This window comes from Collimonas arenae, assembly GCF_001584165.1.
GTDB lineage: Bacteria > Pseudomonadota > Gammaproteobacteria > Burkholderiales > Burkholderiaceae_D > Collimonas > Collimonas arenae.
On record NZ_CP013233.1, the window covers coordinates 878,523 to 898,638 of the forward strand.

16 protein-coding genes, 1 other RNA gene and 4 pseudogenes are annotated in these 20,116 nt (G+C 57.2%); 12 read left to right on the forward strand and 9 right to left on the reverse strand.

The features are described 5' to 3' along the window. Positions 1–65 precede the first annotated feature (65 nt). From CAter10_RS04100 to CAter10_RS04110, 3 genes are all read right to left on the reverse strand, one after another. Positions 66–854: a basic amino acid ABC transporter substrate-binding protein gene (locus CAter10_RS04100; RefSeq protein WP_061532397.1), complete on the reverse strand. Its 789-nt coding sequence runs from the start codon at positions 852–854 to the stop codon at positions 66–68. Positions 855–867: 13 nt separating this feature from the next. Beyond that, positions 868–1,653 carry a basic amino acid ABC transporter substrate-binding protein gene (locus tag CAter10_RS04105; protein WP_061532398.1) on the reverse strand — a complete coding sequence of 262 codons (786 nt, stop codon included), beginning with the start codon at positions 1,651–1,653 and terminating at the stop codon, positions 868–870. A 203-nt stretch (positions 1,654–1,856) separates the two neighbouring features. Continuing rightward, positions 1,857–2,933, reverse strand: a complete 1,077-nt coding sequence (locus CAter10_RS04110; protein WP_061532399.1) for a substrate-binding domain-containing protein — start codon at positions 2,931–2,933, stop codon at positions 1,857–1,859. A gap of 156 nt (positions 2,934–3,089) precedes the next feature. Here CAter10_RS04110 and CAter10_RS04115 point away from each other — a divergent pair, with 156 nt between their 5' ends. The 6 genes from CAter10_RS04115 to CAter10_RS04140 all read left to right on the forward strand — a co-directional run bounded on the left by CAter10_RS04115 (position 3,090) and on the right by CAter10_RS04140 (position 10,982). Next, positions 3,090–4,727 carry an OFA family MFS transporter gene (locus CAter10_RS04115; RefSeq protein WP_061532400.1) on the forward strand — a complete coding sequence of 546 codons (1,638 nt, stop codon included), beginning with the start codon at positions 3,090–3,092 and terminating at the stop codon, positions 4,725–4,727. Positions 4,728–4,890: 163 nt separating this feature from the next. Then, positions 4,891–5,403, forward strand: coding sequence for a formate dehydrogenase subunit gamma (locus tag CAter10_RS04120; protein WP_061532401.1), 513 nt, complete (start codon positions 4,891–4,893; stop codon positions 5,401–5,403). After that, positions 5,400–6,980, forward strand: coding sequence for a formate dehydrogenase beta subunit (locus CAter10_RS04125; protein WP_061532402.1), 1,581 nt, complete (start codon positions 5,400–5,402; stop codon positions 6,978–6,980). The genes CAter10_RS04120 and CAter10_RS04125 overlap by 4 nt, the downstream gene beginning before the upstream one ends. Before the next feature lie 63 nt (positions 6,981–7,043). After that, positions 7,044–9,899 (forward strand): formate dehydrogenase subunit alpha, encoded by a 2,856-nt coding sequence (gene fdhF / locus CAter10_RS04130; RefSeq protein ID WP_061532403.1) that lies wholly within the window; start codon positions 7,044–7,046, stop codon positions 9,897–9,899. A gap of 28 nt (positions 9,900–9,927) precedes the next feature. Continuing rightward, positions 9,928–10,758 carry a formate dehydrogenase accessory sulfurtransferase FdhD gene (gene fdhD / locus CAter10_RS04135; protein ID WP_061532404.1) on the forward strand — a complete coding sequence of 277 codons (831 nt, stop codon included), beginning with the start codon at positions 9,928–9,930 and terminating at the stop codon, positions 10,756–10,758. After that, positions 10,758–10,982 (forward strand): formate dehydrogenase subunit delta, encoded by a 225-nt coding sequence (locus tag CAter10_RS04140; RefSeq protein WP_061532405.1) that lies wholly within the window; start codon positions 10,758–10,760, stop codon positions 10,980–10,982. The genes fdhD and CAter10_RS04140 overlap by 1 nt, the downstream gene beginning before the upstream one ends. A gap of 34 nt (positions 10,983–11,016) precedes the next feature. Here CAter10_RS04140 and CAter10_RS24480 read toward each other — a convergent pair. After that, positions 11,017–12,308 (reverse strand): annotated as a pseudogene (locus CAter10_RS24480) (lactonase family protein). Between the two features lie 200 nt (positions 12,309–12,508). Between CAter10_RS24480 and CAter10_RS04150 the strand changes: the two are divergent. The 5 genes and pseudogenes from CAter10_RS04150 to CAter10_RS21770 all read left to right on the forward strand — a co-directional run bounded on the left by CAter10_RS04150 (position 12,509) and on the right by CAter10_RS21770 (position 14,453). Next, positions 12,509–13,013, forward strand: a pseudogene (locus CAter10_RS04150) (FUSC family protein). Between the two features lie 72 nt (positions 13,014–13,085). Beyond that, entirely contained in the window at positions 13,086–13,301 is a 216-nt protein-coding gene (locus tag CAter10_RS04155; protein ID WP_061532406.1) for a calponin homology domain-containing protein, read from the forward strand. Then, positions 13,298–13,609: a cell division protein ZapA gene (locus tag CAter10_RS04160; protein WP_061532407.1), complete on the forward strand. Its 312-nt coding sequence runs from the start codon at positions 13,298–13,300 to the stop codon at positions 13,607–13,609. Before CAter10_RS04155 ends, CAter10_RS04160 begins: the two co-directional genes overlap by 4 nt. 110 nt (positions 13,610–13,719) lie before the next feature. Further along, positions 13,720–13,899: non-coding RNA, 6S RNA (gene ssrS / locus CAter10_RS04165), on the forward strand. An 89-nt stretch (positions 13,900–13,988) separates the two neighbouring features. Beyond that, positions 13,989–14,453, forward strand: a complete 465-nt coding sequence (locus CAter10_RS21770) for an EVE domain-containing protein (RefSeq protein ID WP_061536995.1) — start codon at positions 13,989–13,991, stop codon at positions 14,451–14,453. Between the two features lie 30 nt (positions 14,454–14,483). Here CAter10_RS21770 and CAter10_RS04170 read toward each other — a convergent pair. The 4 genes and pseudogenes from CAter10_RS04170 to CAter10_RS21775 all read right to left on the reverse strand — a co-directional run. Continuing rightward, positions 14,484–16,016 (reverse strand): annotated as a pseudogene (locus tag CAter10_RS04170) (malonate--CoA ligase); the annotation flags it as partial. 78 nt (positions 16,017–16,094) lie between these two features. Next, positions 16,095–16,934, reverse strand: a complete 840-nt coding sequence (gene lgt, locus CAter10_RS04175; RefSeq protein WP_061532408.1) for a prolipoprotein diacylglyceryl transferase — start codon at positions 16,932–16,934, stop codon at positions 16,095–16,097. Between the two features lie 3 nt (positions 16,935–16,937). After that, positions 16,938–17,830 (reverse strand): annotated as a pseudogene (locus tag CAter10_RS04180) (LysR family transcriptional regulator). A gap of 75 nt (positions 17,831–17,905) precedes the next feature. Continuing rightward, positions 17,906–18,142 carry a TIGR04438 family Trp-rich protein gene (locus tag CAter10_RS21775; protein WP_061536998.1) on the reverse strand — a complete coding sequence of 79 codons (237 nt, stop codon included), beginning with the start codon at positions 18,140–18,142 and terminating at the stop codon, positions 17,906–17,908. Between the two features lie 199 nt (positions 18,143–18,341). Between CAter10_RS21775 and CAter10_RS04185 the strand changes: the two genes are divergently transcribed. Next, positions 18,342–18,656: a c-type cytochrome gene (locus CAter10_RS04185; protein ID WP_061532409.1), complete on the forward strand. Its 315-nt coding sequence runs from the start codon at positions 18,342–18,344 to the stop codon at positions 18,654–18,656. Positions 18,657–18,854: 198 nt separating this feature from the next. On the opposite strand, the gene CAter10_RS04190 is transcribed toward CAter10_RS04185, so the two are convergent. Further along, the gene (locus CAter10_RS04190) at positions 18,855–19,997 is read right to left on the reverse strand and encodes a branched-chain amino acid ABC transporter substrate-binding protein (protein WP_061532410.1); all 1,143 of its coding nucleotides are present in this window, start codon (positions 19,995–19,997) and stop codon (positions 18,855–18,857) included. Between the last annotated feature and the right edge of the window lie 119 nt (positions 19,998–20,116).

Sequence of the window (20,116 nt, forward strand, 5' to 3'; positions counted from 1 at the left end):
AACATGTCGGCAGCGCTTGCTGCCGACATACGGTCCCGGTCGGATTGATGGTGTTCTACTGCGGACTACTGTTTATTGTCCGCGAAGTATTTCTTATAGATCCGGTCCTGGGTACCGTCGGCCTTGATCTGTTCCAGGGCGTGGTTGAGTTTCGCCAGCAACTCCGTATTGCCCTTCTTGACTGCGATGCCGTAATACTCTTTAGGGAAGCTGGGATCGTCGACGATGCGGAAGTTCTTGCCGGGATTGTTCTTGACGAAATTGGTGACGACGCCATTGTCGCCGACCACGGCATCGACGCCGCCGCCTTCCAGTTCCTGGAATGCCAACGGCATCGATTCGAAACGCTTGACGCTGGCGCTGTTCTTGCCGTTCAGGACCTGTGCCGCGTCATCGCCGGTCGTGCCACTCTGGACACCGATCTTCTGCGATTTCAAGTCTTCGAACTTGGTGACCTTCGAGTTGGCAGGCAGCACGATCAATTGCTTGGCCACGAAGTAAGGCTCGGAGAAATCCATGCTTTGCTTACGCTGGTCGTTGATCGTGATGGTGGAAATCAGGATGTCGCGGTCGCCCTGGGCCAGCGCATTGAACAGGCCATCGAACGGCGTATTGACGATCTTGATCTTGATGCCGGCCTTGTCGGCCACGGCTTTCATGGTGTCGATATCAAAGCCGACCAGTTCCTTCTGCTCGTTCTCGGAGGCGAACGGGGCATAGGCGCCGTCGGCGCCGACCACATATTCAGTGCGGCTGGCATCGGCCGCTGTCGTGCCGCCTTCTTTTTTGCTGCATGCGGCCAGTACGGCCAGCGAACAGACCAGCATCAGGGCCGGCAGGTATCGTGATCTCATGTTTGCTCCCGGCTTATTTGGACGTGTCGGCAAAATACTTGGCGTAGATCTTGTCATAGCTGCCGTCAGCCTTGATTGCCGCCAGTCCCTTGTTCACCTTGGCCAGCAATTCGGCGTTGCCCTTCTTCACGGCAATACCGTAGTACTCTTTCGGGAAGGCCGGATCGGAGATGAAGCGGAACCCTTCGGAGGGATTGTTCTTGATGTAGTTCTTGATGACGCCGTTGTCGGACACCACTGCCTCGACGCCGCCGCCTTCCAGTTCCTTCATCACCAGCGTCGCCGATTCCAGGCGTTTGATGTTAGGGTTGCTCTTGCCTAACTCCTTCTGCACGATATCGTCGCCGGTAGTGGCGCTTTGCACGCCGACCTTCATATTCTTCAGGTCTGCGAACTTGGTGACCTTGGAATCCTTCGGCACCACGATCAACTGGTTGGCTTCGAAATAGGGCTCGGAGAAATCGACGGTCTGTTTGCGCTCGTCGGTGATGGTGATGGCAGACGCCAGCAGGTCGCGGTCGCCCTGGGCCAGGAAGTTGAAGATGCCCTCGAACGGTGTGTTGACGAACTTGATCTTGAAACCGCCCTTGTCGGCGATCGCGTTCATGACGTCAACGTCGAAGCCGACGATTTCCTTCTGTTCATTCTGATACTCGAACGGTGCAAACGTGGCTTCGGCACCGACCAGGTAAACGGTCTGTTCCGGGGCTGCTGCCGTTTTCGGTTCTTGCTTGCCGCAAGCTGTCAGCAACAGCGCAGCGGAGAGTGCGCACAGGCCAAGATTGAAAAATCGCTTCATTGAGTATCTCCAAAAAATTCTGCATCGGATCGGTCGGATGCTCCATTCCTCTATCTTGTCGGCAAAGACGTCGGCTTTGAATGAGGTTATCTTTTTGATAATAGCGTTTGGAGCAAGCCGCTATTTTAGATTCATCCAAGCAAATGACAATGATTTATATAAATTGATTGATGCTAAAACGACATCTGGGAGCGGCGCCGACCCTAGTACAGACCCTTGAATGCCTTTGACAGCGATAGGATATCGCCAGTGGCGCTGCCGTCGTAGCCGGCCAGCTGGTTGACGATGTCGCGGAATGTCTCGGACTGCAGGATGCCGATTACTTGCTGCATCAGCGGATCTTTCATGGCATCGGCCGACACGGCGAAGAAATAGCGCTCGCGGATCAGTGGGATGAAGTCTAGGCCAAAGCGTTCGGCTGCGGTTTGTACGCCGAAGCCGACATCGGCCATGCCGCTGGCAATGAAGGCGGCGATCGCGGAATGGGTGAATTCGGCGCTCTCGAAGCCGTCGATCGCGCTCGGTGACAACTCTTCCTTGGCCAGCATCAGTTCCAGCAACATGCGGGTGCCAGAGCCGGTCTGGCGATTGACGAATTGCACGCCGGGGCGGACCAGGTCGTGCAGGCTGCGGATCTGTTTCGGATTGCTTGGCGCGACCATCAAGCCCTGGTTACGCACCGCCAGGTGGATCAGGCAATGTTTGTGCTTATCCAGCCAATGGCTGTAGCTGGCAGCCGCGGCGGCTTCGAACTCGCCCAGCGGCACATGAAACCCGGCCAGGTCGCATTCGTGGTGCGACAGCGCAGCAACTGCATCGGCGCTGTTGCGATAGCGCAGCTCGACCGGCAAATGCCTTTCGTTCAGCTGGTTCAGCAACGCCGCCACCGCAAAGCCGTGGCTGGCATTCAGGCGGATTACCTGTGGTTGCCCGGACACCGCTTTGCTCAACTCGCCTTCCAGTTCCGACGCCAGGCTTTCCAGGGTGGGGGACAAGCGCGCTGCAACGCGCAGATCGGCCCAGATCAGCTTCTCCGCCAGCGGCATCAAATGGCTGCCGCGCCCACGCCCGGTCTGGATCAACGCATGGCCGAACATCTTCTCGGCATCGCGCAGGATGCCCCAGGCGTGCCGGTATGAACTGCCGATCTGCCTCGCGGCGTTGGCGATCGAGCCGGTTTCCTGGATCGCGGTCAGCAAGGCCAGCAGCACAGCAGTATCCAGCGGCGCATTGCCGTCGCGCGAGATTTCCCAATGCGGCTTGATCTTTACTTTATACATATATGCAAAATATAGCCTATTGAGTCAGGTGGAGGGTAGTGATATTTTTCTAATTATTAGAGGAAAATTAGGGATATAAGGAATATTTCGCACATAAAACTATATGTAATCTATTACATATGGTACATATAAGACTTTTTATTTCCGGGGGGGAAGATGGGGTTTTTAGACAAAGAGCGCACCATTGCGGGGCCAGGATTTAATCGCTGGCTGGTGCCGCCGGCGGCGTTGGCAATTCACTTGTGTATCGGCATGGCTTACGGCTTTTCGGTGTTCTGGTTGCCGTTATCGAAAGCGATCGGGATCAAGGAGTCGCTGGCTTGCTCCAAGGATATGAGTTTCTTTGCCGAAATTTTCGCAAGCACTTGCGACTGGAAGATTTCGATGCTTGGCTGGATCTACACGATGTTCTTCGTGCTTCTGGGTACCTCCGCCGCGATCTGGGGCGGTTGGCTGGAACACGTTGGCCCGCGCAAAGCCGGCTTTGTGGCTGCGCTGTGCTGGTGCGGCGGCTTGCTGATTTCAGCATTGGGCGTATATCACCACCAGATCTGGCTGATGTGGATAGGTTCCGGCCTGATTGGCGGCATTGGTCTTGGCCTAGGCTACATCTCGCCGGTCTCGACCCTGATCAAATGGTTTCCTGATCGGCGCGGCATGGCGACCGGCATGGCGATCATGGGCTTCGGTGGCGGTGCGCTGATCGGCAGCCCGCTGGCGGACAAGTTGATGAAGCATTTCGCATCCGATGTCTCGGTTGGCGTCTGGCAGACCTTTGTCGTCATGGCCCTGATTTATTTCGTGTTCATGATGGCCGGTGCTTTCGGTTACCGGATTCCGCCAAGCGGCTGGAAGCCAGCAGGCTGGACACCGCCGGCAACTAACGGCAACGCGATGATCACTCAGCACCACGTGCACGTCAGCAAGGTCTGGGGCATTCCGCAGTTCTGGCTGGTGTGGCTGGTACTGTGCCTGAACGTTTCGGCCGGCATCGGCGTGATCGGCATGGCTTCGCCGATGCTGCAGGAAGTATTCGGCGGCCATCTACTCGGCGTCAGCACAAAATTCACCGAACTGTCGCTGGAACAAAAGGGCGCCATTGCAGCGATTGCCGCCGGCTTTACCGGCCTGATCAGCCTGTTCAATATCGGCGGCCGCTTTGTCTGGGCTTCCTGTTCCGACTACATCGGCCGTAAGATGACTTACGTGGTGTTTTTCGTGCTTGGCTTCGTGTTGTATGTCAGCCTCCCTTGGTCCGGCGCTTCCGGCAGCGTGGCCCTGTTCGTGGCGGCGGTCTGCCTGATCCTGTCGATGTATGGTGGCGGCTTTGCAACTGTTCCAGCGTATCTGGCAGACCTGTTCGGCACTCAGATGGTTGGTGCGATCCACGGCCGTCTGCTGACCGCGTGGGCCACGGCGGGCATCCTCGGACCGGTGGTGGTGAACTACATGCGGGAATATCAGATTTCGCTCGGCATGCCGCGTGAATCGGTCTATAACACCACGATGTACATCCTGGCCGGCATGCTGGTGGTTGGCCTGCTGTGCAACCTGATGATCAAGCCGATCGCCGAAAAGCATTTCATGACGCCGGAAGAACTGGCGCGTGAAAAGAAATTGGCACATGAGCAAGCTTCCGCCAATCCGGATGTCACCGTGTCGGCAGAAGACATGGCGCGCATCGGCAGCGGCGGCAATCCACTGGTATTGTGGGTATCGTGGGCAGCAGTCATTATTCCGCTGGTTTGGGGGATTGCGATCACGTTGCAGAAATCGGCAGTGCTGTTCAAATAATCGCGGACAGTGTTTGACACGTAGGGTGGGCCGGAAGATTTGTTCACCCTACGGTTATCAAGATGGCCAAGTAGAAGACAAAGAACAAAAAAATAACGAGAAAAAGCAGACGCTAGACATTTTTTGCAACACCGAAGAATACTGGTAGGAGACTGTCGTGAAGATGCAAGCCGTGCAACATTCGCAAGTTCCAAAAGTAATACCGGAGCAAGCTGTCGACCTCGATCTGGTCAGATCGATCATCCAACAATACAAAACGCTGCCTGGCGCCATGCTGCCGGTCCTGCATGCTATCCAGGACGCGATCGGATATGTCCCAGCCTCTGCGGTGCCTCTGATCGCCGACGAACTGAATTTGTCGCGTGCCGAAGTCCATGGCGTGATCAGCTTCTATCATCATTTTCGCCAGCAACCCGCAGGACGGCACATCGTCCAGATTTGTCGCGCCGAAGCCTGCCAGGCGGTTGGCTCGGAAGTATTGGCGGCGCATGCCAAAGCGGCGCTGGGTTGCGATTTTCACGGTACCAGCAGCGACGGCCAGTTCACATTGGAACCGGTGTATTGCCTGGGGCTGTGCGCCAGCGGTCCCAACATGCAGATCGACGATGATTTGCACGCGCGCGTCAGCAGTGAAAAATTCAATCGGCTGGTGCAAGCCAAGCGAGGTGCGCGATGAACGCCGCCAGCTCAGTGGACGCCGCCGTTGGCGCCATCACGATTTATGTCCCGCGCGACTCGACTGCACTGGCGCTGGGCGCCAATGAGGTGGTGGCCGCAATCGTCGCCGAAGCGGAAAAGCGCAGCCAGCCGATCAAGCTGGTACGCAACGGTTCGCGCGGCATGTTCTGGCTGGAGCCGCTGGTCGAAGTTGCGACGGCCGCTGGACGCATCGGATACGGCCCGGTTGAGCCGGAAGATGTCGCCGGATTGTTCGATGCGGGTTTTCTGGGCGGTGGCGCACATCGGCTGGCGTTGGGCCTGGTCGCAGAAATTCCATATCTTAAAAAGCAGGAGCGCCTGACCTTCGCGCGTGTCGGCGTCACGGACCCTCTGTCGCTCGATGATTATCTCGCGCACGAAGGCTACGCCGGCTTGCAGCGCGCGTTGGCCATGGCTGGCGCTGAGATCGTGCAGGAAGTGCTTGACTCCGGCCTGCGTGGGCGCGGCGGTGCGGCTTTCCCGACCGGCATCAAATGGAAGACAGTAGCTGCCACCAGTGCCGCGCAAAAGTACATCGTCTGCAATGCCGATGAAGGCGATTCCGGCACCTTCTCTGATCGCATGGTGATGGAAGACGATCCGTTCATGCTGATCGAAGGCATGACGATTGCGGCGCTGGCGGTTGGTGCTACCCAAGGTTATATCTACGTTCGCTCGGAATATCCGCATGCAATTGCGGCGCTGGATCAGGCGGTCAGCACGGCAAACCGCCGCCAGTATCTGGGTGAGAACATCCTCGGCTCCGGTCACAGCTTCCATCTGGAAGTGCGCAAAGGTGCGGGCGCATACATCTGCGGTGAGGAAACTGCGCTGCTCGAAAGTCTGGAAGGAAAACGCGGTGTGGTGCGCGCCAAGCCGCCGTTGCCGGCGATCGAAGGATTGTTCGGAAAACCGACAGTGATCAACAATGTGATCTCGCTGGCCTCGGTGCCGATCATCCTGGCGCGCGGCGCTGCGTTCTACAAGAATTACGGCATGGGCCGTTCGCTGGGCACCTTGCCGATGCAACTGGCCGGCAATATCAAATATGGCGGTTTGGTCGAGAAAGCGTTTGGCGTGACCTTGCGCGAGCTGTTGTTGGATTTTGGTGGCGGCACTGTCAGCGGCAGGCCGATACGCGCGGTACAGGTGGGCGGGCCGTTGGGGCCGTACCTGCCGGAATCGTTGTTGGACACCAAACTCGATTATGAAGCCATGGCCGCTGTCGGCGGCATGCTTGGCCACGGTGGTATTGTGGTGTTCGACGACAGCGTCGATATGGCTAGCCAGGCCCGCTACGCGATGCACTTTTGCGCGATCGAATCGTGCGGCAAGTGCACGCCTTGCCGGATCGGCTCGACGCGCGGCGTCGAAGTGATCGACAAGATCGTTGCCGGGCAGGTACAGCAAATCCATTTGTTACGCGACCTGTGCGACACCATGATCAACGGTTCCCTGTGTGCGATGGGCAGCATGACGCCATTGCCGGTGTTGTCGGCACTCGATCATTTTCCGGAAGATTTTGGTGATGGCGCGGCCGATCGGGCCGCCTGATATCGGACCAGACGAAACAATCAACGCAGCTAACCCACGTTCCCTCGGAACCAGGAGTATGTGATGAACCAGCTTAATGAACTCGACTACGGCACTCCCGCCAAGCAGTCCGAAAAAATGATTTCGCTCGACATTGATGGCGTCCAGGTCGAAGTCGCCGTCGGAACATCTGTCATGCGTGCCGCAGTGGAAGCAGGGATCAATGTTCCCAAGCTTTGCGCGACGGACAGCCTCGAACCGTTCGGTTCCTGCCGCTTGTGCCTGGTGGAGATCGACGGCAGAAAGGGGTATCCAGCCTCTTGCACCACGCCATGCGAACCCGGCATGAAGGTGCGCACGCAGACGCCAAAACTGGCCGATATTCGCCGTGGGGTGATGGAGCTGTATATCTCCGATCACCCGCTCGATTGCCTGACTTGTCCGACCAACGGCAACTGCGAGTTGCAGGATATGGCCGGCGTCACCGGCTTGCGCGAGGTGCGCTACGGTTACGAAGGAGAGAATCACCTGAAGATGACGAAGGATGAATCGAATCCTTACTTCACTTACGATCCGTCCAAATGCATCGTTTGCAACCGTTGTGTGCGCGCCTGCGAAGAAACCCAGGGCACCTTCGCGCTGACAATCGATGGCCGCGGCTTCGCGTCGCGCGTATCGGCAGGGCAGATGGATAGCTTCATGGAATCGGAATGCGTTTCCTGCGGCGCTTGCGTGCAGGCTTGCCCGACCGCGACGCTGACAGAAAAGACCGTCATCATGCTGGGCCAGGCCGAGCACAGCAAGATCACCACCTGCGCCTATTGCGGCGTCGGCTGTTCGTTCAAGGTCGAGATGAAGGGCAACGAAGTGGTGCGCATGGTGCCGCACAAGGATGGCCAGGCAAACCACGGACATTCTTGCGTCAAGGGGCGCTTTGCCTGGGGCTATGCGACGCACAAGGATCGCATCACCAAGCCAATGATCCGCAGCAAAATCACCGATCCGTGGCGCGAAGTGTCATGGGACGAAGCGCTGACGTATGCTGCCAGTGAATTCCGCCGCATCCAGGCCAAGCACGGCAAGGATTCCATCGGTGGGATTACTTCTTCACGTTGCACCAATGAAGAAACCTACCTGGTGCAGAAACTGGTGCGGGCGGCATTTGGTAACAACAACGTCGATACCTGCGCCCGTGTCTGCCATTCGCCGACCGGCTACGGACTCAAGCAAACCTTGGGTGAGTCGGCCGGCACGCAGACTTTCGATTCGGTGATGAAATCGGATGTCATCATGGTCATCGGCGCCAATCCGGCGGCTGCACATCCAGTGTTCGCCTCGCAAATGAAGCGCCGCCTGCGGCAGGGCGCCAGGCTGATCGTGGTCGATCCGCGCACTACCGAGATGGTAAAGTCGCCGCATGTGCAGGCTGATTATCACTTGAAGCTGCGGCCTGGCACCAACGTCGCGTTGATCACTGCACTGGCGCATGTCATCCTGTCCGAAGGCTTGCAGAAGGAAGATTTCGTTGCAGAGCGTTGCGATCAGAAATCGTACGCCGACTGGAAAGAATTCGTGCTGCGTCCCGAAAACTCACCTGAAATGATGGCCGAGATTACTGGCGTATCCGCGGCAGAATTGCGCGGTGCGGCGCGCCTGTATGCCAGCGCCGGCAATGGCGCCATCTATTACGGCCTCGGCGTAACTGAACATGCGCAAGGTTCAACCATGGTGATCGGCATCGCCAACCTGGCGATGGCCACTGGTAATGTTGGCCGCGAAGGCGTCGGCGTCAATCCTTTGCGTGGACAGAACAATGTGCAGGGCTCCTGCGACATGGGTTCGTTCCCGCATGAACTACCGGGTTACCGGCATGTCTCGGACAGCACGGTGCGCGGCGATTTTGAGCAAGCGTGGGGTGTCACCTTGAGCCCTGAACCTGGTTTAAGGATCCCGAACATGTTCGATGCCGCGATGGACGGCAGCTTCATGGGTTTGTATTGCGAAGGCGAGGATATTGTTCAATCCGATCCAAACACGCAGCATGTGACTGCCGCATTGGCGGCGATGGAATGTATCGTGGTGCAGGATCTGTTTCTTAACGAGACGGCCAAGTACGCGCATGTTTTCCTGCCGGGCTCCTCATTTCTGGAAAAGGATGGCACCTTCACCAACGCCGAGCGACGCATCTCACGCGTGCGCAAGGTAATGCCGGCCAAGGCTGGCAAGGCGGATTGGGAAGTCACGGTGGCGTTATCCAACGCGCTCGGCTATCCGATGCACTACACGCATCCATCGCAGATCATGGATGAGATCGCAGCGTTGACGCCGACTTTCCACGGCGTCAGTTACGCCAAGCTGGAACAGGCGGGCAGCTTGCAGTGGCCATGCAATGACGCCGCGCCGGAGGGCACGCCGATCATGCACATCAACCAGTTCGTGCGCGGCAAAGGCAAATTCATCAACACGCAATATTTCGCTACCGATGAAAAGGTCACGCAAAGATATCCGCTGATCCTGACTACCGGCCGCATCCTGTCGCAATACAATGTCGGCGCCCAGACCCGCCGTACCGACAACGTGCAGTGGCACAGCGAAGACCGATTGGAGATTCATCCACACGATGCCGAAGACCGCGGCATCAAGCACGATGACTGGGTCGGCATCGAATCGCGGGCAGGGCAGACGGTATTGCGCGCAACTGTGACCGAGCGGGTGCAGCCGGGAGTGGTTTACACTACCTTCCATTTCCCGGAATCGGGCGCCAATGTGATTACCACCGATAATTCGGACTGGGCTACCAACTGTCCGGAATACAAGGTCACTGCAGTGCAAGTGATGCCGGTCAGCCAGCCGTCGGCGTGGCAGACACAATACAGCCGTTTCACCGAGCAGCAGTTGAAATTATTGCAGGGGCAGTCGGAGGCGGCGGTGACCAAGTGACGACGCAGAGCAGAAGCAGAAAGTAGAGATGAGCGATATGGTCATACCAGAATTCACCACCAGCGTTGATGTCGACGTCGAGCGTTGGAACGATGCAGGCGTCAGCAGCAGGCGCGATGTGGTCGCAGAAGAAGTGCCTGTGGCGCTGGAGTACAACGGCATCTCGCATGCGGTGATGATGGCCACGCCGGCCAACCTGGAAGATTTTGCGCTGGGGTTTTCGCTGACGGAAGGCATTCTGCAGGACCGCAGCGAGTTGTTCGATTGCGAGATTGTCGAAGCCATCGATGGTATCCAGGTACAGATGCGGATCGCTACGGAACGCTTCGTTTCCCTCAAGGAGAAGCGACGCAACCTGACGGGCCGTACCGGTTGCGGCTTATGCGGCGCGGAAACCCTGCAGCAGGCGGTGCGCAAACCGGCGGCGGTGGTGTGTAATGTGCGGTTTTCGGCGTCGACCATTTATGCGGGGATGGCCGCCATGCACAAGCAGCAGCAATTGCAACAGGTCACCGGCGCCACGCATGCCGCTGCCTGGTTGCATGCGGACGGCAGTATTTCGGTGGTGCGCGAAGATGTCGGCCGGCACAATGCTCTCGACAAGCTGATCGGCGCCCTGGCGCAAAAAAATCCGCAGCATGATTTTGCCAACGGGGCAGTGCTGATCACCAGCCGTGCCAGTTATGAAATGGTGCAGAAATCGGCGACGATGGGTATCGGCTTTATCGTCGCCGTATCGGCGCCGACGGCGCTGGCGATCCGCCTGGCTGAGCAGGCCAACGTGACTTTGCTGGGTTTTGTGCGACAGACGGGCCATGTGGCGTATGCCCATTCCCAGCGTTTGGAAAGGGCAATCTGATGAATGTGCAGCACCTGGTGACAATGGCGAACCAGATCGGCTCTTTTTTTGAAACCATGCCAGACCGGCCGCAAGCGATGTCGGATTTCGCCAATCACCTTAAACGTAATTGGGAGCCGCGCATGCGACGCGAATTGCTGCAGCATATCGAGCAGCAGGGCGGTAGCGATCTGAACGGCCTGGTGCTTGAGGCGCTGCGGCTGCACGGCAGCATGCTCAAATAATCACGTAGTTGATTGATCAGCCGGTGCCGGCCAATCAGCGCGCAAACACCATCTGCGACGGACTGCCTACGGCGGTATAGCGATCGATGAATTCCAGCTTGCCGCTGGCCTTGTCGATCGCGAACTGGGTGATATTGTCGCTACGCTGGTTCAACGCATACATGAAACGTCCTTGCGGCTCAATCGCTATGGTGCGCGGATAATCGCCGCGGGTCCAGGTTTCCCCCACCCATTCAAGCTTGCCTTCGGCACCCACCGCGAACTGCGCAATGCTGTTGTGCAGGCGGTTGGCGACATACACGAAGCGGCCATCATCGCTGATGACTAGCCCCGATGCAAAACTGGTTCCCTTGAAATTTTTCGGCAGCGTCGAGACGTTTTGTTTTTCCTGCAAGGTGCCGTCCGCCTGGTCGAAGTGATACAGCGTCAGGGTCGAAGCCTCTTCGTTGATCAGGTAGACGTATCGTCCGTTCGGATGAAATGCGAAATGGCGCGGTCCGGCGCCGGCCGACGAGGCATTGATGAAGGCCGGTGTATTCGGTTGCAAACTGCCGTTGGCCGGATCGAAGCGCCATTGATAGATGCGATCAAGCCCAGGTCTGTGGAAAAGGCAAAGCGGCCGCTTGGGTCGCTGGCGATCATGTGTGCATGCGGACCATCATGGCCGCTGACGGCAAAACTTCCTTCAACCGCAGCTCCGGTCTGGCGCGCGCCGGCTGGACCTGTGCTTTGCTGCGTTGTTACGGCAGCTTGCAAGCTGCCGTCGGCGCCGAGCGGGAATACTGCGACCGAGCCGCTGCCGTAGTTGGCCGTGAACAGATATTTCCCCTGTGTCGCCGGTGAGACATAAACCGGCGTCGCGCCTTGCGAATCCTGCTGGCTCAGCAAGGTCAGCGAACCATCCGTACGATCGACTGCATAAGCTGCCACGGCGCCGTGCTTGCTATCTTTGTAATTGGCGATTTCGCTGGCTACATACAAGGTCTTGCCTGTTGCATCCACGGTCAGTTGCGCCGCATTCGGCAGTTGACTGACCAGCTTGACACGCTGCAATGCACCTGATTGAGGATCAACATGAAACAGATACACCCCTTCACCGTTAGGGTTGTACGTGCCGACGTAGGCGAACGGCGCTGGGGAGGGAGGTGTGGCATTCTCGGCGTGTAGCGGCATGCTGGTCATGGTTGTCAGTGCGATGGAAAGTGGGGCCATCCTTGCGGACAGGCGGATGACGAATAACGTGTTTTGCATGTGGTCTCCGATGGCGGGCGGCGTGTTGCGGGACCGCGCCGGATTCTTGTTAGCCACGAATATAGGGCGATCCATGCAGAATAGCAACGCGCATCATTTGCACGAATCAGCAGTCTAGCGGCGACGAGCGTTGTTATATCGTCGGCAACTGAAATCTCGGGCAAACCGCGTTCTCGGCTAAAATGGCTGCCGCGGCGTGTTGCATGTTGCATTATGCTGCGGTGCAATTCATTGTTACTTGCGGTATGCAAGCTCCGTCACAGGCTCCCGATTTCATGGAATTTCAATTCATCAGTCCCAGGAAAAATGCGCTGGTTTATCTGATCAAGATTCTTACCGGATCGTTGATCGCCTGGTACGGACTGCGTGCGCTGGGTTTGCATGAGCCGTACTGGGCCATGATCTCGTTGATTATTGTGACCGAGCCGGATGTCACCCAGGCCAAGGCGAACTTTCGGGCACGGCTCATCAATACGTTGAACGGCTGTGTCGTCGCCTGCCTGGCGCTGGTGCTGCTGGGGCCGGGATTTTATCGATGCTGGTTGCTTTGGCAATATCGGTGCTGGTGGCGATGTTGTTGCACAACTATCCAAGCAACTGGCGCTTGGGGCCGGCGACTGTTGTCATTTTGATGTCGGCAGCGATCGGCGGCAAAGGCTTGCATCAGGAATTGCAGTATGCACTGCTGCGGTCGGCGAAGTGATTGCCGGCAGCACCATCGCGTTATTGCAGTCGCTGGCATACTCGTATGCGCTCAAGCGGCTGGGAATGCCGCATTAGCCGATGGCCGGACGAGATATTCATTGACCGAATCTATTGACGTAAATTCCTTAGCAACACTATAGTGACAAAATGATTTCAGACTTCCACCAATTATCAGAAAAAATCCGCCAACTGGCCGAATTGACGCACGCATTGCGGCGTGAAAACGCCGATTTGCGTCATCGTACGGTCGCATTGCAGGATGAAAATGCAGAACTGGCGCGTCGTATCGACGAAGCGCACTTGCGCGTCGCTGCTTTACTCGAAAAAATGCCGGCATTGCCGCAAGATCAGGAGGTTGCATGAGCCAGTTAAGCGTCAATATCATGGGCCAACCCTACACGCTGTCGTGCAAGGAAGGCGAAGAGGCTGCGCTGCAGGAGGCTGTAAAATACCTTGACGGAAAAATGAGCAGCATTCGCGACGCCGGAAAAATCCGCGGCAACGATCGCATCGCAGTCATTGCTGCACTGGGCATTGCTGCGGAGCTATTGGCGACAAAGTCGCCGGTCGGTCCGTTGGCGGACCTGACCGTTTCCGAGGTGAATCAACAAATCGCAGCCATGCATGACGTTCTTGACGAAGCGCTGGCGGCCCAGGAGGCGCTGTTCTGAAATAACTCGGCATCCTCCCAGGGCGCGGCTTGTTGCGGGTGGTTGCGAACGACGCACAATAAAACTTTTGCCAAAAGCATTTGACTTGGGAATCGTTTGGGGTACACTAATCACTCCTGCCGTGTTCGCGATTGCCATAAATCCTTGAACCATTTATACGCAACGGCTGCGGAATTTTGTTCGATAGGTGTGAGCGTCGCTAGTCCGATGAGCCCGAAGTTGAACTAACTGCGGCCAACTTGAATCGCTTTGGTTCAGGATGCCGGCAAAGCGGCACAGGCGGGACTGTATTCAGAGGCGGTTGCACAAAAGTGCAACCGCCTTTTTTATTTTCTGGAATTTCTAGTATTTCTTTTCTACCTCGTAGCGGATCGACGAAATGAATTATTGGCTAATGAAATCCGAGCCGGACGACGCCAGCATTGATGACGTGCTGGCCTTGCCCAAGCAAACGATTGCCTGGTATGGCGTACGCAATTATCAAGCGCGCAATTTCATGCGCGATGCGATGCAGGTTGGCGATGGCGTACTGTTCTATCATTCCGGCTGTGCGGTGCCCGGTATCGCCGGACTGGCGGAAGTGGCCAGTACGCCTTATCCGGACGATACCCAATTTGATCACAAGAGTAAGTACTTCGATCCCAAGGCGAATCGCGAAGAGCCGCGCTGGATGCTGGTCGATGTGCGCGCGCTGAAGAAAACCAGGTTGATTAGCCTGGCTGAATTGCGCGAGCAAGAGCCACTTGCCGACATGCGTATCCTGCAACGCGGCAACCGGCTCTCGATCACGCCGGTCAGCGCCGCCGAATGGCGGCACATCACCAACAAGCTTATGAAGGCGTGACGCCGGCGCCTCAGCTGGCGCTGCAGGCATCGCATAAAGCTCGCGCAGCACATTTTTCTGTACTTTGCCCATCGTATTGCGCGGCAGTTCTTCGGCGAAGAAGACTTGCTTGGGCACCTTGAAATTGGCAATCGTCGATTTCAGCAATTCGATTACGCCGCCGGTGGTCAGCTTGGCATTCGGGCGTTTCACGATCACGGCGGTCACCGCTTCGCCGAAATCGGCGTGCGGCACGCCGATCACCGCCGATTCCAGCACGCCGTCAATATCGTCCAGCACCGTTTCGATTTCTTTCGGATAGACGTTGTAACCGCCGGAAATGATCAGATCCTTGCTGCGGCCGACGATCGCCAGATAACCGTCGCGGTCGAACTTGCCGACGTCGCCGGTCTTGAAATAGCCGTCGGCGGTAAATTCTTCCGCCGTCTTTTCCGGCATGCGCCAATAGCCCTGGAACACATTCGGTCCCTTGACCTGGATATCGCCGATTTCATCGGGACCGCAAAGCGAGCTGTGGCCTGCTTCGTCGCTGCGCATCAGGCGCAGTGATACGCCGGGCAGCGGCATGCCGACAGTGCAGCCGCGCCGTTCCCCGTCATATGGATTGGAGGTCAGCATCGCAGTTTCGCTCATGCCGTAACGTTCCAGTATGGTGTGGCCGGTGCGTGCCGAGAATTCTGTGAAGGTATCGGCCAGTAACGGCGCCGAACCAGAGATGAACAGGCGCACATTGCGACAGGTGTCGCGACCGAAAGCGCTATCTGCCAGCAGGCGCACGTAGTACGTCGGTACGCCCATGAAGACACTGCTGCGCGGTAGATGACGGCATACTTCGGCGGCGTCGAACTTCGGCAGGAAAATCATCTTGCTGCCGTTCAGTAGCGCGCCGTTGGCGGCCACCAGCAAGCCGTGGATGTGGAACAGCGGCAGCGCATGCAGCAGCACGTCGTCGGCTTGCCAATGCCAGTATTGCTGTAGCACCTTGGCGTTCGAGCCGATATTGCCGTGCGAGAGCATGGCGCCTTTGCTGCGCCCGGTCGTGCCTGAGGTGTACAGGATGACGGCCAGGTCGTCGGCCTGTTTTTCAACGGTCTCAAACTGATCGGAATAGTGCATCGCGCGGGCCAGCAGCGATCCGGAATTCCTGCCATAACCTGCGCTGCCGATCTCGTCCAGCGTGAACAGGTGTTGGGTGCCAGCCTTGAACGCGATTTGCGCCACCCAGCCGAAATTTTTCGGCGAGCAGACGAACACCGCCGGCTCGGCATCGCCGATGAAGTACTCGATTTCGGCGGAGCGATAAGCGGTATTCAGCGGCAGGTAGACGAACCCGGCGCGCAATGTCGCGAGGTACAGGATCAATGCCTCTGGCGACTTTTCTACCTGCACCGCAATCCGTGCGCCGCTCGGCAGATTCAGGCTGCTGAGCAGGTTGGCGATCCTGGCCGAGGCGCGCTCGACATCGCCCCAGGTATAGTACTGGCCATCGTGGGTTTCGATGCAACAGGCGGATTGATCGGCGGGAAAGCGCGATGCGAACAGGGCGTAGAGGTTGGCGTTCATGAGTGGGAGTGGTAAAGCGTCAAGAGGATGCAGCTTGCCGATCCGCAAAGCAGGCCGGCAAGCGCAATTGATGCAATGTCAGCTTGCGGAATGTTTCGGGACTTCGGCCGGCCCGCTGTAGACAAGGGGTTTTCTGTAGGCGATAACCAGCAATATGATGCCCAGTATGATCATCGGCACCGATAACATCTGGCCGGCGGAAATCGTGATACCGCCGAAGGTGACGTTGTAGTCCGGCACACGGAAATATTCGGTGAAGAAGCGGGCACAGCCATACAGCAGAGAGAACATGCCGGCCACCGCCATGCGCGGCCGTGGCTTGCGCGAGAAGAACCAGAGGATGATGAACAGCAGTATGCCATCGACCAGCATCTGGTAGATCGGCGAAGGATGGCGCGGCAGGTTGTCGACGTTTGGCCAGATCATGGCCCATGGCAGCGACGGATCGGATACGACACGGCCCGGCAATTCGCCATTGATGAAATTGCCGAGGCGGCCAGCAGCATAGCCGAGCGGCACCATTGGCGCGATGAAATCCATGATGTCCATCAGCTTGCGGCCGGATTTGCGACCCCACCAGGCCATCGCAATCAGGACCCCAATAAAGCCGCCGTGGAACGACATGCCGCCTTTCCACACCGCGATGATTTCCGCCGGGTTGGAAAAATAATAGACCGGATCATAGAAGAAAACCTGTCCCAGGCGGCCGCCGATGACTACCCCCAGCACGCCATAGAACAACATGTCGTCGATGTCCTCTTTTTTCCAGCCAGCGGCTGCGATATGCGGTTGCTTGATCCGGATGCGGCCAACCCAGATGAACTGGATGAAGGCCAGCAGGTACATCAGGCCGTACCAGCGCACATGGAGCGGGCCGAGGGAGAAGGCAATCGGATCGGGCAAGGGATGAATCAACATGTTTTATTTCTTCCTTAATAATTCCAAAAAAGCTTGCAATACCGGTGAAACATTATCGCGACGCCAGGCCAGGCCGGTCTCGACCAGCGGAGTGGTGTCCTGCAATTCGCGATAGTCGACCCCCGGACGTTGCAGGTTCGACACCGATTGTGGCACAAGCGCGATCCCCATGCCAGCCGACACCAGGCCGACGATGGTTTGCATCTGGATTGCTTCCTGACCGATATCGGGGTCAGGCCCGCGGCGCGGAAGCAGCCGAGGATGGTGTCGTGGAAGCCCGGCGAGATGCGGCGCGGGAAAATGATCAAAGGCATGTCGGCCACCGAACTCAGCGCGATCGGGCCCTTGTTGCGCAACGCCTTGAGTCCGGTCGGGGCGGCCAGCACCAGCGGCTCGGATAATACCGGCAGATAATCGAGCGCCAGCTTTTCCTTGTCCGGCAGCGGTGGGATCAGCAGGCCAGCGTCGATGCGTCCGGCCATCAACTGCGCCAGCTGGAGGTCGCTGGTGGCTTCCTGCAGGTCGATCTGGACGCTTGGGTAGGTTTCCCTGAACGCGCGCAGCAACGGCGGCAGGATGCTGTAATCGGCGGTGGAGACAAAGGACAGCGTGAGCAGGCCGGATTCGCCGGAAGCGGCGCGCCGCACCAGATCAGGCAGGGCGCCGGCTTGTTGCAGCAGGCGCTGCGCTTCCGGCAGCAGCGCCAGGCCGGCCGGCGTCAGGGCGACGCTGCGTTTGGTGCGAGCAAACAGCGGCGTGCCAAGATTGGCCTCGAGCGCCTGGATTGCCTGCGACAACGGCGGCTGGGTCATGTGCAAGCGCAAGGCGGCACGGCCGAAATGTCGCTCTTCGGCAACGGCGACGAAATAGCGCAATTGCCGCAGTTCTATGTTCATATCAATACCGCAAAACAAAAAGCCGGAAGAGAACCGGCTTTTGTGTTTGGCGCGATAGTGGAAATTCCGATCAACTCAGCGGCCAGGGCGTTTATGGTTTTCAAAGGTTTTCTTGACCCGTTCCTGCCGGGTTTTCTCGATGGCTTCATGTGCCTTGCGTTTATCCCGGCCAAGTATGCGTTCCAGAAATTCGAACCAGATAAAGGCGACCGCCATCAGGGCTGCAATCCACCACCACGATATGCCAGCAAATGGCCCAACCTCAAAGTATTTGAGTGCAGATAGCAAAACGATAATAATTATCAGTGGCATGGTATTCCCTTTTCTTTGCCGAAAGGATAGAAGGAAAGGCAGCAGCGGTCAACGTATGTCGATCTGGAACGCATCTCGTGGATATGGATGAAATGACTTTTAATATGTCGAAATCAAGATGTAGGTGAGTGATTACCGAATATGAGACAATGCTCCCCGGCAGGTAAGATGGGAACACATTTTTTTGACGGAGATAAGCATGAAACGTTTTTTGTTGATCTGTGCGTTGCTCGGTGCAACGGTGTCGGGTTCTGCGCTGGCTGATGCCGGCCTCGATCTGGCAAAGGCGAAGAACTGCCTGGCCTGTCACTCGGTGCAAAACAAGGTGGTCGGTCCGGCATACAAGGATGTCGCTGCGAAATTTGCCGGTCAAAAAGGCGCTGAAGACATGCTGGTGCAAAAAGTCTTGAAGGGCAGCACAGGCACCTGGGGCGCAATCCCGATGCCGGCCAATCCGCAAGTGAGCGAAGCTGAAGCCCATACCTTGGTCAAATGGATTTTGTCGCTGAAGTAATAGGTAAGACGGCAGTCCAAGTTGTGAATAAAAAAGCGCTCGAACGAGCGCTTTTTTATTGCCGGCGGATTTCCGATTTGTGGCGCAGCATCGATTCGCCGTTTGGTCGATAGGTCGATCGGCAGCGTCATTGACCCAAATAAAAAGAGCGTCCCGGCAAGGCCGGAACGCTTTCGCAGGGGAAATGCAGCGGGACGCTTACTTGGTCACGGCGAGCTGGGTGCGCTGACCATCGCGGTACGTGTACAAGGTGATTGTGCCGTCCTTGATATCGCCCTTGGGATCAAACGAAATCATGCCTGTCACGCCTTTGTGGTGGATCTTGGCCAGTTCGGGCAGGTATTTCTTCGGATCGGCCGACTTGGCTTTTTGCATCGCATCGGCCATGGTCATCAGTGCATCGTAGGTGTACGGTGCATAGATCACGACATCCTGGCCGTATTTTTTCTTGTAGGCCACCTTGAAATCGTCGAGTCCCTTGCGTGCTGATTCTTCGACGCCGCCGGCTTCCGCGCAGATTACCTGGTCGTTGCTCATGCCGTCACCCGCCAGCTTGGGCAGGTCGGAAGTGCAGATGGCGTCGCCGCCCATGTACTTGGCCTTGATGCCGAGTTGTTTCATCTGGCGCAGCATCGGGCCGCCGCCGGCATCTAGCCCGCCAAAGAACACGACATCAGGCTTCTTGGTCTTGAACGAAGTCAGGATCGCGTTGAAGTCGGTCGCTTTGTCGTTGGTGTATTGCGTGGCGATAATCGTCATGCCGGAGGCCTTGGCCGCCTTGGTAAATTCCTCCGCCAGACCTTGGCCGTAGGCCGTGCGGTCGTCAATCACTGCTGCGGTCTTGGCATGCAGTGTCTTGGCGGCGTAGCGACCCAATGCGCCACCCAGTTGGCTGTCGTTGGCGACGACACGGAAAGTCGTGTTGTAGCCTTGCTGCGTGTATTTGGCGCTGGTGGTCGACGGCGAAATTTGCGGGATGCCGGCGTCGTAGTAAATCTTTGATGCAGGAATCGAAGTGCCGGAATTGACGTGGCCGATAACGCCTGCAACCTTGGCATCAACCAGTTTCTGCGCGACTGCGGTGGCCTGTTTCGGATCGGATGCGTCATCTTCCGACATCAGCACGAACTTGGTTTTTTTTCCGTCCAGTGTAATGCCCTGGGAGTTCAATTCATCGATCGCCATCTTGGCGCCGTTTTCATTGTCCTTGCCGATATGGCCGATCGGACCGGTGATCGGGCCGACATGGGCGATCTTGACCACTTGTTCCTGAGCGAAAGCGGAACCCGCGAAAGAGAGGGCGATGGCTGCGGCCAATGGAATCAATTTACTGTTGCGCACTAGATTTCCTCCTAAGGATTTTGACTTTATGAATAATGGTAAGCGGCCTTTGGACAGCCGACTTCTATACTGGTTCGGTAAGAAACCGAGGACTTAAACGTTACAACATAAGAATCGCT

Excerpts from the sequence above, each read along its gene's own strand:
- CAter10_RS04100 (WP_061532397.1), bottom strand. The coding sequence starts at position 854 with ATGAGATCACGATACCTGCCGGCCCTGATGCTGGTCTGTTCGCTGGCC.
- CAter10_RS04105 (WP_061532398.1), bottom strand. The coding sequence starts at position 1,653 with ATGAAGCGATTTTTCAATCTTGGCCTGTGCGCACTCTCCGCTGCGCTG.
- CAter10_RS04110 (WP_061532399.1), bottom strand. The coding sequence starts at position 2,933 with ATGTATAAAGTAAAGATCAAGCCGCATTGGGAAATCTCGCGCGACGGC.
- CAter10_RS04115 (WP_061532400.1), top strand. The coding sequence starts at position 3,090 with ATGGGGTTTTTAGACAAAGAGCGCACCATTGCGGGGCCAGGATTTAAT.
- CAter10_RS04120 (WP_061532401.1), top strand. The coding sequence starts at position 4,891 with ATGCAAGCCGTGCAACATTCGCAAGTTCCAAAAGTAATACCGGAGCAA.
- CAter10_RS04125 (WP_061532402.1), top strand. The coding sequence starts at position 5,400 with ATGAACGCCGCCAGCTCAGTGGACGCCGCCGTTGGCGCCATCACGATT.
- fdhF (WP_061532403.1), top strand. The coding sequence starts at position 7,044 with ATGAACCAGCTTAATGAACTCGACTACGGCACTCCCGCCAAGCAGTCC.
- fdhD (WP_061532404.1), top strand. The coding sequence starts at position 9,928 with ATGAGCGATATGGTCATACCAGAATTCACCACCAGCGTTGATGTCGAC.
- CAter10_RS04140 (WP_061532405.1), top strand. The coding sequence starts at position 10,758 with ATGAATGTGCAGCACCTGGTGACAATGGCGAACCAGATCGGCTCTTTT.
- CAter10_RS04155 (WP_061532406.1), top strand. The coding sequence starts at position 13,086 with ATGATTTCAGACTTCCACCAATTATCAGAAAAAATCCGCCAACTGGCC.
- CAter10_RS04160 (WP_061532407.1), top strand. The coding sequence starts at position 13,298 with ATGAGCCAGTTAAGCGTCAATATCATGGGCCAACCCTACACGCTGTCG.
- CAter10_RS21770 (WP_061536995.1), top strand. The coding sequence starts at position 13,989 with ATGAATTATTGGCTAATGAAATCCGAGCCGGACGACGCCAGCATTGAT.
- lgt (WP_061532408.1), bottom strand. The coding sequence starts at position 16,934 with ATGTTGATTCATCCCTTGCCCGATCCGATTGCCTTCTCCCTCGGCCCG.
- CAter10_RS21775 (WP_061536998.1), bottom strand. The coding sequence starts at position 18,142 with ATGCCACTGATAATTATTATCGTTTTGCTATCTGCACTCAAATACTTT.
- CAter10_RS04185 (WP_061532409.1), top strand. The coding sequence starts at position 18,342 with ATGAAACGTTTTTTGTTGATCTGTGCGTTGCTCGGTGCAACGGTGTCG.